The sequence below is a fragment of the Natrinema sp. CBA1119 genome, assembly GCF_002572525.1.
Lineage (GTDB): Archaea > Halobacteriota > Halobacteria > Halobacteriales > Natrialbaceae > Natrinema.
This window is the reverse complement of record NZ_PDBS01000008.1, coordinates 311518-328761: the sequence shown is the minus strand read 5'-3', so window position 1 is coordinate 328761 and position 17244 is coordinate 311518. Positions and strand designations below refer to the sequence as shown.

13 protein-coding genes and 3 pseudogenes are annotated in these 17244 nt (G+C 57.7%); 11 read left to right on the top strand and 5 right to left on the bottom strand.

Annotation, left to right across the window (positions count from 1 at the left end; genetic code table 11):
- Nucleotides 1–582 precede the first annotated feature (582 nt).
- From CP556_RS23760 to CP556_RS23730, 7 genes and pseudogenes are all read left to right on the top strand, one after another.
- Complete coding sequence (locus tag CP556_RS23760; protein ID WP_098728055.1) at nucleotides 583–1347, top strand: pirin family protein; 765 nt, start codon at nucleotides 583–585, stop codon at nucleotides 1345–1347.
- 103 nt (nucleotides 1348–1450) lie between these two features.
- Nucleotides 1451–1664, top strand: a pseudogene (locus CP556_RS27070) (DUF955 domain-containing protein); the annotation flags it as partial.
- A gap of 346 nt (nucleotides 1665–2010) precedes the next feature.
- Nucleotides 2011–6252, top strand: coding sequence for a hypothetical protein (locus CP556_RS23750; protein ID WP_255291590.1), 4242 nt, complete (start codon nucleotides 2011–2013; stop codon nucleotides 6250–6252).
- A gap of 63 nt (nucleotides 6253–6315) precedes the next feature.
- Nucleotides 6316–6684, top strand: coding sequence for a hypothetical protein (locus tag CP556_RS23745; protein WP_098728053.1), 369 nt, complete (start codon nucleotides 6316–6318; stop codon nucleotides 6682–6684).
- A 236-nt stretch (nucleotides 6685–6920) separates the two neighbouring features.
- Nucleotides 6921–7916 (top strand): linear amide C-N hydrolase, encoded by a 996-nt coding sequence (locus tag CP556_RS23740; RefSeq protein ID WP_098728052.1) that lies wholly within the window; start codon nucleotides 6921–6923, stop codon nucleotides 7914–7916.
- Nucleotides 7917–8825: 909 nt separating this feature from the next.
- Nucleotides 8826–9361 (top strand): annotated as a pseudogene (locus CP556_RS23735) (DUF1326 domain-containing protein).
- 32 nt (nucleotides 9362–9393) lie between these two features.
- Nucleotides 9394–10190 (top strand): annotated as a pseudogene (locus CP556_RS23730) (DUF2182 domain-containing protein).
- A gap of 188 nt (nucleotides 10191–10378) precedes the next feature.
- Here CP556_RS23730 and CP556_RS23725 read toward each other — a convergent pair.
- From CP556_RS23725 to CP556_RS23715, 4 genes are all read right to left on the bottom strand, one after another.
- Nucleotides 10379–10693 carry an ester cyclase gene (locus CP556_RS23725; protein WP_176548331.1) on the bottom strand — a complete coding sequence of 105 codons (315 nt, stop codon included), beginning with the start codon at nucleotides 10691–10693 and terminating at the stop codon, nucleotides 10379–10381.
- Between the two features lie 67 nt (nucleotides 10694–10760).
- The gene (locus tag CP556_RS23720; protein ID WP_098728050.1) at nucleotides 10761–10982 is read right to left on the bottom strand and encodes a hypothetical protein; all 222 of its coding nucleotides are present in this window, start codon (nucleotides 10980–10982) and stop codon (nucleotides 10761–10763) included.
- Nucleotides 10983–11425: 443 nt separating this feature from the next.
- A complete protein-coding gene (locus CP556_RS27650) occupies nucleotides 11426–11773 on the bottom strand; it encodes a DUF7344 domain-containing protein (protein ID WP_486187792.1) in 348 nt (115 codons plus the stop codon).
- A 65-nt stretch (nucleotides 11774–11838) separates the two neighbouring features.
- Nucleotides 11839–12477 (bottom strand): helix-turn-helix domain-containing protein, encoded by a 639-nt coding sequence (locus CP556_RS23715; protein ID WP_098728049.1) that lies wholly within the window; start codon nucleotides 12475–12477, stop codon nucleotides 11839–11841.
- A 936-nt stretch (nucleotides 12478–13413) separates the two neighbouring features.
- Here CP556_RS23715 and CP556_RS23710 point away from each other — a divergent pair.
- From CP556_RS23710 to CP556_RS23700, 4 genes are all read left to right on the top strand, one after another.
- Entirely contained in the window at nucleotides 13414–13593 is a 180-nt protein-coding gene (locus tag CP556_RS23710; protein ID WP_098728048.1) for a hypothetical protein, read from the top strand.
- A 451-nt stretch (nucleotides 13594–14044) separates the two neighbouring features.
- Nucleotides 14045–14215 carry a hypothetical protein gene (locus CP556_RS26475; protein WP_218012005.1) on the top strand — a complete coding sequence of 57 codons (171 nt, stop codon included), beginning with the start codon at nucleotides 14045–14047 and terminating at the stop codon, nucleotides 14213–14215.
- A gap of 2 nt (nucleotides 14216–14217) precedes the next feature.
- Nucleotides 14218–15321 (top strand): hypothetical protein, encoded by a 1104-nt coding sequence (locus CP556_RS23705; RefSeq protein WP_218012004.1) that lies wholly within the window; start codon nucleotides 14218–14220, stop codon nucleotides 15319–15321.
- Nucleotides 15318–16181 carry a hypothetical protein gene (locus CP556_RS23700; RefSeq protein ID WP_098728047.1) on the top strand — a complete coding sequence of 288 codons (864 nt, stop codon included), beginning with the start codon at nucleotides 15318–15320 and terminating at the stop codon, nucleotides 16179–16181. Before CP556_RS23705 ends, CP556_RS23700 begins: the two co-directional genes overlap by 4 nt.
- Before the next feature lie 39 nt (nucleotides 16182–16220).
- Here CP556_RS23700 and CP556_RS23695 read toward each other — a convergent pair whose 3' ends face one another.
- On the bottom strand, nucleotides 16221–17108 hold the full coding sequence (locus CP556_RS23695) for an ArsR/SmtB family transcription factor (RefSeq protein WP_098728046.1): 888 nt from the start codon (nucleotides 17106–17108) through the stop codon (nucleotides 16221–16223).
- Between the last annotated feature and the right edge of the window lie 136 nt (nucleotides 17109–17244).

The window sequence follows — 17244 nt, the reverse complement described above, 5'->3', positions numbered from 1 at the left end:
CTCTCCAGCGCTGAAAACTCGTCGTTTAGGTTCACCTCGGCTCGTCCGTCACCGACTGTCAATCGCGGAGATGAACACCGCCAGCACGGGGACTATCTCCAGTCGACCGATCCACATCAGGAAGACCAGAGTCGAGTCCACCCGTTCCACGACGAGTCCGTCGCGGCCCCGACGCCGCTGAATACGATACCGGCGCTGTCTGTGGATACTGCAGTTACGAGTGCTATAGTAGCCACTGAACGTCACTGCACACCCGATCGTACGACAGCAGCGCGGTTCGGAGCGAACGTAGTGAGCGAGAACCGCGGGGATGCGAACGGTGAGCGAAGCGAGCCGTGAGCGAGCACCGCGAGCGAGCACCGCGAGCAAGAACCGTGGACTGTGTGATCGGTGTATAAACCGTTTCAGTTGTTATTATATTTCCACCGCCATCGGAGGATCTTGAAGAGATCGGCAGCGAGCGGAGCGTCTACTTCCCGTCCGGATGTACTCTACCGGACTGAACAACCAGCCCATCCAGAGTGTCACATTGAGGGAGCTCGCGCAGAACCCATATAGCGGCTGAGCGATTACGACCTGGTGATGGAAGATTCGCCCTCAACACAGACGCAACCTCGTATCCACACGTCGCCGCGAACGGACATCTCGCAGAACCAGGGCACGTTCAGAATCCACCTCAACTTCCCTGGGAGGGCAGTCCCCGAACACGACGACCACGGATACGGGCCACTTGCGACCGTCGTCGAGTCGTTCATGGATCCGGAGACACTCATCCGAATGCACCAGCACCGCAACGAGGAGATCATCTCCTGGGTGCCCGACGGCGTGATGCGCCACGACGACCGGCAGGGTAACAAACTCGTAACGGACCCCGAACACCTGATGGTGATGAACGCCGGCAGCGGCTTCTGGCACGCCGAGGAAACGCTCGCGGACGACCCGCCGCTGCGGATGCTCCAGATCTTCGTTCGGCCGCACAGCCTCGACCTCGAGCCGAACATCCAGCACGAGCCGATTCCTGATCCCGTTGCGAACGAGTGGCGCCACCTGTTCGGGCCCGAGGGGACCGATGCACCACTGTTCGTCCGCAACGATGTCGACTTCTACGACTGCCGTCTCGGCGCCGGCGCCACGGTCACGCTACCGTCCCAGTCGGACTGGCACACCTATCTGTACGTCTTCGAGGGAACCGTCAACGTCGGCGAGGAGTCCGTCGGGTACACCGAGAACGCACTCGTGACTGACGACGGCGACGTAACCGTCACTGCAACCGAGGACTCGACCATCGTCGCATTTACCATCAACCCCGACGCCCCGATCACACGCCAGGGCACAATCGGCCGCTGAGACGCCGGCAAGCGGGCTACTGGTGATGTTTTTTGTCCCCTGTTGAGGGGTGCACCGCGGTCTGCACTGACGCAGTCGCCGTGAACTCGATTCGGTGAACACAATGGCTACGATCAGTGACTCGTCGGTTTCCTCGAAGGATACCGACACGAGATCCCAGGAGATGAACAGCACTATCGGAGCATGGATTGCCGAGCTCGTCGCCGGCGTCGACGACGCGGCAGGCCAGCGCAGAGTTCCTGGAGTGGCTCGAGGTCCAGCGTCGCTTCTATGACTCCTTGTATCGGAATACGCTCCTGATCAAGCGCCAGTGTCCACTTTGATTTCTGCAAAGCACGTCTTGGAAGCAGGAACCCCAGCTGCTCACGGGCGCGAAGCGCCCGTTCGCTTGGCCCGTGAGACCTTTGGTCTCCCGCTCCCCTCACGGTGCGAACGGCGTCAGCCGTGAGCAAGTTGGATGGGGAAGCTCGGTTTTCGGTGTCGGTCGTCGAGATGCAGCGGAACACACGTCAGATCGTTGGCGATAGAAACTGTTATATTACGGTCAGAATTAGACAAATACAACCAACTTCCGTTGTCGTACTCTCGCACAGATTCGTCGACGGGGTGGGTTGCCGCAAACTCATGGATTGTACGATACAGGAAGTTAGGCCTGGTGAACTGGTGGATGCAGTCGAACCGGACGAGGTGACGCTCGTTCTCGGTGCACCCGGTATCGGAACGTCACAGCGGCTGCGGTCGGTCGGTCGAACTGTCCGAGAACTGCCCGAGACAGTAGCCGTCGACGACGAACTCGTCATCCTCGAGGACTTCGTGTCCGCGGTGTTCGACCTCGACGATGAGAGCGTAGCGACCTACACGTACGAGTTCGGCGAGAAATCGCTGTTCGCCGGATCGGGTGGTGCAGTACTCCTCGCCCGACCGCGGAGTTTCGACTGGCTCTGCCAGCGTGATCTGGGGGTCGCCGGACAGTTCGTCGAGACGGTCGATACAGTGTTAGTGGTACGAACGCCGCCGACTGCTGCTCCGGCGGCAATAAACGAGGTTCGGCAGCGTCTCAGCAAGCGCGGTGTGGGCGACCTCCGAGAGGACGAACTATCGGTCGTGCTGGACCGGGCCAGATATCCGCCGTACTACTTCGAAACCCCGCAGCTCCAGGCACATCTCGGCTGGTACGATGCGACCGTCACGCCGGAAGCGTTTGCCTCCCTCTCGAAACAGGACGCTGCGTCGGTGATACTGCCCGGAGATGTCAGGCGAGCGTTCGGCGGCTACGACGTTTCGATCGACCCGTTCAGCGAAGAGTTCGCGGACGCAGTCTCACCACTCGTTCCGAGCGGTGGCCTTCCAAGCCGGATCCCCAACGAACGCGCACCACCGGTCCTCGCCGCGGTAGCGCTGGTCGCCGTTGGACTGGACGAGGAGGCGGACTGGCTCGAGTCACTCGCTCGGCTTCGAATAGTGTCCACGGCCGCTGAAGCACTGGAGATCGCACTGGATCTCCCGCCTGGAACGGTTGATCACCTCACGGTGTTCGCCGCCGATCCCGCACGGGCACTGATCGGCGACCGTCTCGCTGACGACGGCGACCGGGAATCGGTACTCGACGTGGCACGTGAGGCGGTCAGTGAGCCAGTCGACGTGCTCCAGTCGGCCAGTTCAACGTTCGGAGCGATTTCGACGGACCCCGAGGAGTACGGGTTGTTTAGACTCGTCGGTTCCTGGTACTGGGACGGGCCGCAGGCATTGTACGACGCTGCCGCCGAGCGCGAACTGCCGGCGCAGTTCCAGGAGACAAACGGTGAGGGCGAGAACGGGAGGGACTGGAGATCGTTCGCCGACGACACGGACCTCCTCGACGCACTCGATGGGGGACTGGTCGTTCTCTCCGGTCCCAAAGCGAGCGGGAAGCGTCACGTGGCCGCGTCCCTGGTCACGGAACTCGCCGAGTGGGGAGCAACTATCAGACTCCCCGCTCTCAACAATCCCGATCACATTCGCGAAGGGGTCGAGGCGACGCCGAACGCCGTCGTCGTCGCGACGTACGGTGCCGGGCCTGCGAGGATACCAGGCGACGACGGTCTGCGAGCACTCCCCGAGTGGGTCGACGAGGGGAGTTGTGTGGGTGCACTGCTCATTTGCGATGACGCCTACCGCGACCGACTCGACGACGTCTGTGAGCGGGCCGGCTGTGAGGAACTGACAGCCTGGACCGACCGCGTCGAGATCAGCATGGACGACATGTACGGCTCGCCCGATCGAGAGCCCGCAGCCGTCGCTGGGGACCTGCTCGATGCGATCGGGTGGAACGAGGTGCAGTCACCGTCCCGTCGGACAGTCGACGTCGAGTCGGTCACGGACCAGAGCACACTGGCAGCGATTGCGGGGGTTCCGGATCACTCGCTGGACGGGGAATACGTCGGGGCCACCGTCGCCGAGGCAGTCGACGCCATCTCCATGACCCACGGGCCAACCGCTGCCGGGCCGTGGCTCTCCGTCATCGACGACCTCGTGGCGGAGGTGGGCCTGAACCGGACTGACGACTCCGACGAAGCGCTCCTGTACCGAGGCGAGGTCTACGGGGCCGCCATTGCGGCCGTGGCGAGAGCGAAGTCAACGACCGACGAGTGGGTTCACGCCGTCGCACGCGGCGTGCTGGAGGTCACGAACGAGACCGCCGCTCCGCACGGTCGCGAAGCCGTCGGCGGCGACCTGGAGCCGTTTGCCACCGCTTTTACGGGCGCACTGGCGAGGCTCGCCCAGCCGCCAGACGGGTCGATCGTAAACCACGGCGCGATCGGATGTGTCGACGCGGCACTTCACGAGATGGTCGACGACGGGTGGCAATTCCCGCTCCACTTCGTCTACGGAGGCGCAGTCGGACGGATCGTCAGACGGGCCGACGATCCAGCGGCGGCCAACGGGGGCATCTCCACCATCGTCTCGCGCGTCCGCCAGTACGGGATGAGCCCCAACGACCGATACACCATGGGCATCCTCGGAAACAGTTTCGCGTCCATGCTCGGGGCAGTTGCGGATGTCGAGTGTTCGGCTGAGAAACTGTCGGCCTGGGTGGCCGATATCGCGTCCCGCGCCAGGGAGGCAGCCCAGGACATCACTGACCGGGAGAGCCAGTGCGTGATGCTCAAAGATGTCTACGTCGCCGGCCTGGGCATGTGGGTGTTCGAGCACGGCTGTCCTGACGAGGTGTTCGCCCCCTTCATCGACGCCGTCGGCCAGAGCGTGTGCCAAACGGCGACAGCGACGGAACTCATCGAGGACCCCGAGACGTTCGTCCTCGACGCGTATGGGCAAGCCGTTTGGGTCGTCGTCCGATCCGGTGATATCGACCACGCCGAGCAGTTGTTTGCAGGGTGTCACCGAATCGTTGATTCGATCGCCAGTGCAGAACCGTTCGAGAACGAGCGAACGGTCCGGGCAGGCCTCCATGCAGCGGCGCTCGCTGCTTTCGGCGAGGTCGAGAACGACGATCCGGATCAGGTCAGTCAGTACCCGTACGGTAGTAAAACGATTCCGTTCGAGTCCTCCCTCGGTTTCGAGGACTGGATGGAACGATACGACGCGTCGGTGATGCGAGGGATCGCAGCCGACGGACCTCCCGAGGAAACGACGCAGTATCTGACGGACGTGTATCGCGGTGCGCTGTCGACGCACGTTCGGGGGTACGAACCAGAATCGGCGGATTCGGACGGCGGCGTCACACCACGCGGGGAGCACACCTGGTATACCGGCCTCACGGATCGGATCGAGGCGAGAGCGACCACGAGCGACTCGGTCGACGATCCGACTACGTTCCTGGCCGACGTATTCGGCGGGGCTGCCAGGAACTGGGCGGCCAACGGGGAATCAGATCGCACCCAGGAGTGGATCGAAGTGCTCATCCACTCGTTTCGGACCAGTCGAGAGTCCATCGACGGGCCCGACAAGACGGACTGGTTCGACGCCTTCGCGGCGACGGACGCCGAGATCCTGGCGGCAGTGCTGACCCGAACTGACGTCAGCGAACGGACGCACGAACGGCTGGTCGAGTCGGTGTTGTCCCAGATCAAAACGGCCGCGAACGCGCCGGATAATCCGCCCCATCCGGTAGTCTACGTGGCTTCCGTCTTCGGCAGGGCACTCGCACTCGCTGCCGACGCCCGGCCGGAGGAGGTCCGGTTCGGAGTGACCCAGGTCCTTGCGGTATTCGACGGGGAGTTCTCGTTCGACTGGATCGATATCGAGCGAGTCGGAATCTTCGAACGGATCTACGCCGAGGCACTCGCGATTGTCGGCCGAACGCAGACCGATATTTCGGAGCTCGACGAATGGCTCGAGATCGTGAGCGCCAGGATCGAAGCGACCGCGACGAAAGAACTGCCGGAGCGTCCGGCCGAGTTCGTCGCCGCCGTGTACGTTCAAGCCCTCCTCGAAGCAGTCCACGACGGTGCCGACGAGTGGCGGCGACGGCTCGATGCCGAACTTCACGAGTTCACGAGGGGGCCTCACGTGAACGATCCAGCGGCGTTTCTGGAGGGTGTGTATGCCGACTTGGTCGTGGAGTCTGTAAAGAGCCAGGGGCCCTGGACGGAGATCGAAGTGTACATCGACGCCGTGAACGATTCGATCCAGGCCGCGATCGACGCGGACCTGCTCCGTGCCGACCTCGCACACGAACGAACGTTCTCGCAAGCGGGCGACACGCTATCGACGGCGAATGTCCGGGCCCGCGCGGACTACGTGGCACGCCTCGATCAGGGACTACAGGCGACGGGGAACGGCGACATCGCAAGCACCGTCTTCGTCGCGGAGGGGATCGACGAACCGGATGGCCCCAACATCGAACCGGACTCGACTACTGACGGCGGACCCGGACACAACCAGCCGGAACAGGAAGACCAGTGAGAGCGATGCTGCTGGGCACCGTCCGTAGCTGATCGTTTGACGACCGTCCAAGACCCGAAACACATGGATATCGAACGACGAGACGACGATATATCGTACTTCGAATCGCTGGAGGGAGCAGTGCTCTCGATCGATATCGACGGCAGTCTGTGTACAGTCGATCCGACGAGTCTGCAATCACTCACCGAGATACGGGACCACGCATCGGACGTCGATCCCGATGAAATCGCGGCCGTCCTCGGGTACCCTGTGGGAACGTTCGACGGCGTTCCCATCTATCACGGCCGAGTGGACGGGTCGGAACTGTCGTACGCCGTCGTCGATTCCGGAGCCTGGGTGACGATGCTGGTCGTCTCGTTCGGCGAAGTCCAGGCTGGCCGGTACGCCGCTACGGCCGAGGCGCTAGTGCGAACCAGTTCCGATCGGTCCTGAATACGGGTGGAGCGGACGAGCGGCCATAAGACTGCTGGGGCGATGTGCTGGCTAGTCGTTAGTCGACCCCCTAGTCGCACCGGAATCGGCGTACTCCCGTAGCACCTTCCGAATTCGAGGGACAGTCCCTACGCAGCCAGAACATATCAGTTGGTCCTAGACTGAACTTATTTTCTTGCTTAACGTGCGATGAGATCATGTGGCACAACAGCCGAGAAACGGGAGGGAGAGTGTAAATGTGTACCCGATTAGTATATCTCGGACCAGAGAACATCGTGCTCACCGCTCGGTCGATGGACTGGCACAGCGAGATTGGTACCAACATCTGGGTATTCCCACGCGGAATGGAGCGAACGGGCAACGTCGGCCCGGCCTCGATGGAATGGACTGCTGAGTACGGCAGTGTTATCGCGTCGGCGTACGACATCGCGACGACCGACGGGATGAACGAGGCGGGTCTGGCCACAAACGTCCTGTGGCTCACCGAATCTGATTATCCCGAGTGGGATGGTAACACACCCGGACTGGCGGTCTCGCTGTGGGCACAGTACCTCCTCGACAACTTCGCGACGGTGGCCGAGGCGGTCGAGAACCACCGGAAAGAGGACTTCGTCGTCGTTTCCGACGAAATCCCGGACGAAGGCCGGTTCGCCACCCTACACCTGTCCATCTCGGACGCCACGGGTGACAGCGCCATCCTCGAGTATGTCGACGGTGAATTAACAATCCACCACGATCAGGAATATCAGGTAATGACGAACTCCCCGCCGTTCGACCAGCAACTCGCACTCGACGAGTACTGGTCGGCAATCGGCGGCACCGTCATGTTACCGGGAACGAATCGCCCGGCTGACCGATTCGCCCGCGCAAGTTTTTATGTGGACGCGATCCCGCAAACCCAGAACCGTCGAACCGCAACGGCGAGCGTCTTCGGCGCGATCCGCAACGTTTCCGTGCCCTACGGCATCAGTACACCGGACGAACCACATATCTCCTCGACGCGTTGGCGCACGGTCGCCGATCACCGAGATCGACGCTACTACTTCGAGTCGGCGCTCTCACCGAACGTCTTCTGGTTGGATTTCGATGGAATCGACTTCGCCCCCGATGCCGGAGTTCGATCGCTACCACTCGGTGAGAATCAGGGGAATGTCTTCGCTGGCGATGTCGCTACTGAACTCGTCGAGACTGAACCGTTCGAGTTTCTTGGCGTTTCCGCTTCATCGAGTTGATCCGAACTGCGGGCACGTCGGCAGTCACGGACCTAACGGTCTGTGACGACCTCGCCTTTGTTACGTTCTACACAGACGACCGCAACGACCACCTCCGCGCCATCGTCGACGACGTATCGGGGACAGGCGGGCAGCTCACTTTTTCTCGTACTACCAATTCCGTCAACCCTCTCACTTATAAGAGATGAGACGCTTCGTTTCGTCTGGTATATTCATCTTTCTCGAGACAACGTTCGAACAAAAGAACAAGCGTATCGATACACTCCAAACAGAGATCGAGCGTCTCACGACTGAATTATAGTAACAACTGAAACGATTTATACACCGATCGCACAGTCCGTGGTTCTCGCTCACTCCGTTCGCTCACGGCTCGCTTCGCTCGCCGTTCGCATTCCCGCGGTTCTCGCTCACTCCGTTCGCTCCGAACCGCGCTCGCTCCAAACCGCGCTCGCTCCGAACCGCGCTCCAGTCGTACGATCGGGTGTGCAGTGACGTTCAGTGGCTACTATAGTTCTACCCCGATACTCTCCGATATCAGGCCTTGAGCAACCAATCGATCAGTATAGGCGAACCAGTTGCCAGATTGGCTATTGACTTCTCTGAAATCTCCTAAAAGTCGTCTACTGGATACAGGTCGCGAATGCACCACGACCTCTTCCATTATCGGGTGGGTAGAATCGCTCAATACAGGACGAGATAACGTGCACGGATGTTTACTAATGAAATGCGTTAACAGGTGAATGGGGAAGTCAACCCAACGATTTCACCAGGTGGTATATTTTCACTAGATAGCTTTATCGTGTTACTTGCTGGCGTATCTCACGGTGTTCATCAATGGTACAAGAATGGACCATCAAGGGAGACTACGTTGAAGCCTGTAACTGTGATGTTGCATGCCAGTGTGTATGGATGGAATCACCGGACGATGACGTCTGTACCGTCTCACTGGCGTGGCATATCGAGGAGGGAAGCTACGGCGATGTCGACCTAAGTGGGGTAGATGTCGGCATGCTCATTTCGACCGATGAGGGGGTCATGTTCGCCCCGAGACGGAGTGGGACATCGTGTTACTCATCGACGAGACAGCCAACGACGATCAGCGCGAGGCCCTCGAGGACATCTACTCCGGCCGCGCCGGTGGCATCTGGGCGCCCGTCGCTGACACACACGTCCGATCCGCCGACGTCACAACCGTTCCGATCAGCTTCTCGCGGGACGGGGCGGACTTCTCCGTTGAGATCGGGGATGCCATCGAAATGGATGCGAGCGGTGCGGTCGGGTTCAACGAGGAAGTCGGTACGATCTCACCCCACCCACTGACGAAGAGTACGGAGGTACAGACCGGGAAGTCAACCACGGCCACGGTCTCCTACGATGACCAGTTCACGTGGGACGTCTCCGGAAACAACGCCTATCTCGGCGACTTCGAATTGGCGAACTCCTGAGGGCGGTAGGACAGCGAGATAGTCACTCGATCATGGGGACACATGACTCATTTCGGAATCGGATCACTCACCGGCGAATCCCGATTATCGCGCTCATCACCTACGTAATCGCGCTGCTCGCGTGGGCAGCAGTCATTGGTCGCTGGCTCCCGATGCCTGGCGGACAGAGGGGTGTGCAAATGCACATGTCCGACCCGGGAGCACCGGAGGCGATGGCGCTCTCGAATGGGGTGACTGGTATCAGCTTGTACCTGCTCATGTGGGGGTAATGATGGTCGCCATGATGTACCCGTCGTCGGTCCCGCTCGTCCGGCTCTACGCCGAGACGCTCGAGGGAACGACAGCCACGGGTAAAGCAACGCGAGTTGGGGCGTTTATCGGGACGTACGCACTCGTTTGGACGTTGACAGGACTTGTCCCGCTTGCTGTCAATGCGCTGGTGCCGATTGTCGGTCTCACGAACGCCCACAGTGGGCTTCTGATGGGTGGGTCGTTGCTACTCTTATCGGGGTACCAGCTCTCACCATACAAATATCGGTGTCTGCGGTATTGCCGGTCACCGCTCGGGGTCCTTTTGAGCCATTATCGGACGGGAGTGCGCGGTGCCGTCCGGATGAGCTGGCAGTTCAGCGTCTTCTGTGTCGGGTGTTGTTGGGCGCTGTTCGCATTTATGGTGATCGTGGGTTCGATGAATATCGTCTGGATGGCACTCATCGCAGTTGTGCTCTCGCTCGAACGGACGGTTACGTGGGGTGAGCAGCTGGCACGTGGGGTCGGTATTCTTGCTGGTATTGGCGGCAGTGTCGTTATCGTGATCTCACTGGTTTAGGACAGCCTTTCGCCTGAGAAGCATGCACACGTAGTTATCGTTCACTACAGGGGACTCACATACCAGTGCAGGTCGAGATCTACCCGGTTCCTGTCAAGAACCGGCTACAAGATACAGATGGTGTATGCAGCACGTTTCTGCCTACCCTAGTATTGCCGGATGAGGGACGTCAAAAAGTGGACGAAGGATTACTCCGTCGAGAGGTCGACGACCCCTAACTGGCCGAGGGGGCTCAGATTATTCGCGCGACTCCAGACGTCTGTTATCTTTCCATCCTCGACCCGAATCAGTCTCAGCCCCGAGATGGTGACTTGCTTACCGGCTGGCTCGACGCCGCTATATACACCTTCGTGCGTGCCAACACTTGAATACCGGACGACCACCGTATCACCTTCGGCAACCATCTCTTCGAAGGCGACGGTCAGGTCTGGGAATGCCTTAAGGAGCTGTTCCAGGTATTCTACGTATCCGTTAACGCCGTGTATCTCCTCTATAGTAGTCACTGAAACGATTTACACGCTGATCGCAATGCAGTTGCGCGATCAGGTGTGCAGTGACTTTCAGCGGCTACTATAACTCTCGTTCGAGTACGAAGTCGTTCGCGAAAATCTCGCCAAAGGCGTCGTAATCTCTGGCATTTACGGCGTCTTCCGCCCGCCGGACTTGGCCTTTTATCTCTGTTGTTGACATTCTCTTCGCCTCCGTTGCGCCCGTTACAACTGTTCTCACCTCCCGACTATTCGCCGCAACGAGCATATGAGAATACAACCTATCCTTGCTAAATGTTACCATGAGTAAGAGTCTGGAGGTGAGTCTATAAAGTTTCGATACGGACTCTCAATGAATTCTCGCCGTCGATGCAGCAGAAGCAGTCATCAGGGGTACAAGGGTGTAGCCCCTGCACCGCTACAGACACTGATGGGTTGGAGTGCCCGTGCGACTGATCAGAAGTACATCCGGATCTCCGGAACTGCGACCGCCGACGCACTCCGTCGAGTCCACCACAAATAACGGAACGATCACCCCGCTGCCAAATCACCCGGTGCTGCATAGAGAGCATGAGTTCACCACGACGATCCCGTTTTATGCTTAATGAGCGTCAACTGTTCTATCAACGCGTACCGGCCCCTAAAAATCTATGCGGATATAGTAGCCACTAAAAGTCAATGCACACCAAATCGCACGAGTGCGTTAGGATCAGTGTGTACATCGTTTCAGTGGCTACTATAGGACGTCTATGGGTTTGGGGTAGCACTCTCAGCGGCTCCTTGCACACTTTCAGTGAGTTCGATAGCTGCCGGTAATTTAGCGCTAGCATTCATTAACTTCCGGTCGGACTCATACTGTAGGACAGCAGCATCGGCCAGTTTTGGAAGATGTTGGTGGTGGAGTTCGATACGAATCCGCCGGTAGGATTCCCTCTCTGATACGGGGCTATCGCGTTCAGTCTGTTCGTTCGTGGCGACGTGTGTCGCTACCTCCTCGAGCGTCACCGGGGTATCCTCAGTACCTTCCAGGTACTGACAAACTTTACGACGCCGTGGTGCCCCAACCGCTTCGTAGATAGACGTTTGAACTGCCATCAGTATAGAGAAAGAACGCTCGTAGACCTATCGCCTCGGTGGGGGAATATTCTGGGGTTTAAGTTCTATGGGGAGATGTCTGTGGCCTCAATCAAGGTTCGTATCCCTCGCTGGAGCCGTTCGGAGAGTGCCTGAGAAGAGATACCGACCTCTGCTGCAACGTCAGTTTGCGACGCAGTTTGCGGGATATCGAAATGCCCGATCTCATAAGCAGCGACAAGGGCCTCTTTCTGTTTGTCCGTTAACAATGCATCAACATCATTCCGTGCTTCAGACTCACGATAAACCGTTTGAAGGTGGAAAGGCCATCCCTGCTCCTGAAAAATCCTGTTATATTGTGTAAGTGCCTCCCGATCAGGAAACCGCATCCGATGTATCCAACCGTCAAGAGTTCCTTCTCCGTCAAGCAGCACAAGGTTAAGGTCACGCCAAACCTGGAGTCTCCCTGAGTCTCCTCCCTGTTCAGTAGATGTGACCCGGTACAGCTTACGCGTTTCCAGCTCGGTCAGAGTTTTCGAATTTGTGACCGTCGGGTCAGCATCAAGGCCCTCCTCAAAGGCATTGAAATCCCCGCCACTAGCCCAGAAAATATAGTGTGCCCTCTCGTCAATATACCCTTCTTCAGGATACACACTTATCTCTGGGACGTATTCGAAAGCGGTTTTCAGCAGAGGGGTATCTGTCCAATACTCCACGATAAGCATACAAAATGGTAATAGAGAAACGCAGAAAAAGAGCAGGAATGGACACGTATATGAATATTCCCACGCTTAGGACACTCCATGACGAGTTCTGAGGTTCCTCGTAGAAAGTAAATTACTCCCCATATACTATTGGTTTCATTCATATAAACGATATCCAAAAAGTGTTTTATGTGATTTTAATATCATCGGATATCGACATGTCTAGAGTAATTTCGGTCATGCTTTCACCTGTACTGAGCGATCACGACTTTCGTAGATTGGTCACTATCTCGTGCCGCATTCGCGCACTTTTTCTCGCACGAAGACAAGAACATCTGTCGCAGCTGGGAGGTTGACCGGCAGTACATTCACAGATATCCTTACCACCATTTCTCAAACCGCGCAGAGATAACTGACTCAGATGGCCACTCCAGCGTTCGAATCCACGAGTGTCCATCGCCCGACGACTGCGACTTTACGGCCGGCAATACAACCGGACGCCTCGAGCACGTCAACACCGAACATGCTGAAGAGTATCAACGGGAGGACTGGCCGGCTACCGACGTCGCCCAGAAAGAACGGCACCTGAACGAGGATGAGAACGACGAATCGGCTGACGAGTAAACGAGGCTACTCTTACGATCAGCTGCCGGTAACATCATTGTTACCAACGTATCCAGCCAATAGAGCTATTTGAAAACGGACATCACATGATGATGACGAGGGGGAATGGGTTCAGTCGTTACCTGACAGAACCCGTCCGACACGAGACATACGGTCCCTCGTCTTCCGAGATCGAATCACGTTCCGACGTGAAGCCAATCGTCACGCACACCGGTCTCGGACCCTCCCCTGGCGACAGATCACCTACAGGGGATGGGGGCTCAACGCTGGCCTCTGGCCGGCGTTTTTGTAACGCGAGAGTTTCTAGATGGGAAGCCGCGGCCAACGACAGCGATGTCCCTCACCGATAGACGCGAAGGTCCCTTGATCGCCGTCGCCCTGACCGAGTTTAGCGTCCACTACGAGCAAGCTAATCCCGAGCTCGCGGAACACGTCTTGCAGCTGGCCGCCGATCGCCTCGTCGGTCACGACGGCGAGCCCGCCGGAGCCGTCGACGCACTCGAGATCGGATAGCTATCGCTCGGCGTTTGATCGCTGTGAGAAACCTCAAAATGCCGCCCGGATAGGCACAGGGGGATGGCCGCCTGGCGGCATGGAAACTGGATCAGTGGGGATGGGTGGTGATTGGATCGTGTCGCGCCGTGGGAACGCGACAGTGAATGTGTTCGTCCTGTCCTATATCAACCCCGCTCCGATTCCAAGTGTGTTGGAATCGCCCTACTAACCCATTCATATCCCGCTGAGGACGGGTAGCCACTCTTCTGTGAGTTCGATACGCCAGCGATCGTCCTTTAGTAGCCACTGAAACGATTTACACGCTGATCGCAATGCAGTCATTCGATCAGGTGTCCAGTGACGTTCAGTGGCTACTATAGAGAACACCTCAAGTATACTTGAGTTACAGTACTGCCAATATGTATGACTGGAGACAATATTTATACCAGAGAGAGGATTACGGCACTCCATGAAACTCCTCGAGTTCGTCCGAGAGCGCCAGTGGATCCCCATCACTGGATATCTGATCTACGTGTCTGCGCTCACGGCCGGGTACTATTACAACCTCACGTTCGTCCAACTGGGACTGACCGACCTCGGAACACAGGAGATCGGTATGCCCCCGGGGACGTGTCGATAGTGATGGCCATACTTGCGCTTTTCACCCTCGTTGCAGCCGTCTCCAGCGGCGTCCTGATGGATCGCCGTGGATGGAGCACGGACCTGTACGTGAAGTTCCGGTTGCTCTTTCTGGTCGTTTTCGTCCAGTTGCTTCTGACGATCGCTGCCCCATACGTGAGTACGATCGAACAGTTCGTGCTTTGGGTGATCGTCTGTTCGATGGCGCTCGGCGTCGGAATTCCGGTGTCGTTTAGTTTCATGCTCGATTTCGTTCCTGTGAGGGATCGGGGATACGTCGCTGCTATCGTGGCAGGGTTGTCGTTTTTCGTCGCGGCCCTGTATCCAATCGAGTGGCAGATCGACGAGTTCAGTCTCGTCATGAGCGCGATGATGGGTCCAGCTGTCCTCGTTCTCGCCGTTCTCTCAGTCAAGCGGTTCCGATTCGTTGATAGTCTCGCCAGTCAACACGAACGCGACGCGTTCGGAACTGGCCGATTCTGTCGGCCAATACCGGTTCGAACGGTTAGCTTCGCGTTCTTGGGACCGGTTGTGCTGATGTTTGGCGTCTTCTTCATCGATAGCCTGGGCTTTCTCCGGATCATCGAAACGCCGTTGTATATCTACACGTCCTGGCAATCCCCCGACCTAAGCGTCCGGTTGTTTATCGCTGTCTTGCACGTCATTGGGGCGCTCGCCGCTGGCGTCATCTACACGAATTTCGACCGGAATTGGCTGTTCTTCTGGGTGTTCGGCCTGTTCGCGTTCACGCACCTCCTGTATGTCTTCCATATTCAGTTTGGTGCGGGTGATACCCCACCACTGGTACTGCCGATGTTCTACGTGCTCGCGGTCAGCTTCTACACGACACTCAACTTTGCACTCTGGCCGGATCTTTCGACGCCCGAGACGATCGGCACGCACACGGCCCTCGGTGTCGGGATAACGGGGTGGCTAGCGACCTTCTTGAGTACCTCGCTAGCGCTGTACTCCGAGGGGGTGGGACTCTCACTGCTGAGCCATCTGACGTACGTGAACGCGCTGGCACTGCTGTTCGTCGTTACACTGCCGGTGGTGCTATACGTGCATCGGATGGTTGAATTGGCTCGTGGAGGGATGACGCCATGAATCTGGAACTCATCCCGCTCTTGATAATCGTGTTGCTCATGATCTCGGCGGGTGGGGCAGACGTCGAGACCACTGAGTTCGTTATCGAAGGTGACCACGAGATGACCGAGCACCGAGGTGCATTGATCGTCGGGGACGCGACGGTCACGGTGCCGGCCGGCGAAGTAGTGTCCGGTCCGGTCTACGTTATCGGTGGCGAGTTTCGGGTCCATGGAACAGTCGAGGGTGACGTGACGCAACTCTCCGGATTACTCGTCGTTGAGGACGATGCAACGATCGGCGGAGAACTCCAGCATATCGGTGGGAGCGAGGAACTGTCCGCCGAAGCAACCATCACGGAGCGGACCACTGTCGCGTTTGAATCCTCTGAACCCGGTCCGATCGCCGCGTATACGCCGGTCGTGGTGACAACGCTAATACTAGCGCTTGTGGGGGTGTTACTCTCCCGAAAATATGAACCACTGCTCGATACTGTCGGGGCAGCCGCGCACGATCATCCACTGATTAGCCTCACCGTGGGAGCACTTCTCTCCGTAACGTTCCTCTCCGTGTTCGTCTTCATGGCGTTCACCCTGATCCTCCTCCCTGTGAGCATACTCGGCCTTCTAATCGGTTTCTTGACCATTGGTTACGGAATCATCGCACTGGGATATCTCGCTGGTCAACAGTTGAACATCCCACAAGTCGGACTAGCGACCGGTCTCGGAGTCGTTGGTATCATGGTGCTCTTACAGGTGATCGGAGTGATTCCGATCCTCGGGGACCTGATTGCGGGCGGACTTCTCCTGACCGGACTGGGCGCTGTCGTACTGACGTACTTCGGACTCCAAGAGTTCGAACCGGTATCGCTTCCGGAGTGACAATGGGATTAACAGGCAAGAAGTCGACGAATCGTCTCCTCACTTTCTAATTGAAACTGTTCCTGTATCGTCCATCTTGAGATGAATCGTCTCATCGTTCAGCGTAATTTCGAACGTAGCTGTAACCGAATCATCGGAGACGATATTCGTCACAATTACGTCAGATGTAATATACTCGAAAAACTCCCACAGTGGAACGTCCAGTAGCGAAATGTCGTGCTCCCAAAACTGGTAGAGGACTGTTGGGTGAAACGCAGCCGTCACTTCAATTGGAATGCTTATTATATGTTTACATTCTCGACACGTACTACTATAGAGGTGATGTGTTTTCCCATTGTGCTCGTACACATCAAAAGCCGTATCAACGCGGCCAAAACACTCCGGACAAACGTCCCCTCGTAGCTGGATGTGCATACTCCAGATGCGGTAGCCAACGCTTTCGAGAATCTCTGCAGTTGTCCGGCCACGCGTCTGACTCTTCGGAAAGAAATCGGTTACGAGGATCGCGTCACACGAGGTGCAGCGAATACGGAATTGCTCGGCGTCAAGTGTTGCTAGAAGTGACGCCTCTTCACAGAACAAACAGGTACCGGAGACTTCGCTGTCTTCGAATTTGGAAGTGCTTTCATACACATCGGAGACGACCGTACGAACGATTTTGTTCCCACTATATGTAAGTCGGTATCCATCAGGCGTTTCACTGACGAACTGTCCGACGAGTTGATCGAGGTGATACGAAAATTGAGACGTGCTATCGACGTCAACCGCGTCGTACAGTTCCGTAAAGGACATCGTATGCCATGGTTTCTGATGTTCTTGTTCCACCGTATCCAACGCGAGTAATATTTCCAGCCGTTTGGCATTTCCGAGCGCGGTAATAGCGTCAACGACGCCCTGATCGATTTGGCTATTCTGATCGGCTACCATATTCGTACGTGTTTAGCCCGAGCTAATTTCGGTACTGTCTCGTAGGAAGCGTTCAACGGACACGATATGAACAGGCAGCAGACATCGGATACGACTCTCAGGGATGGGCTCCACTGCGGAGCCCATCCCGTTGCCT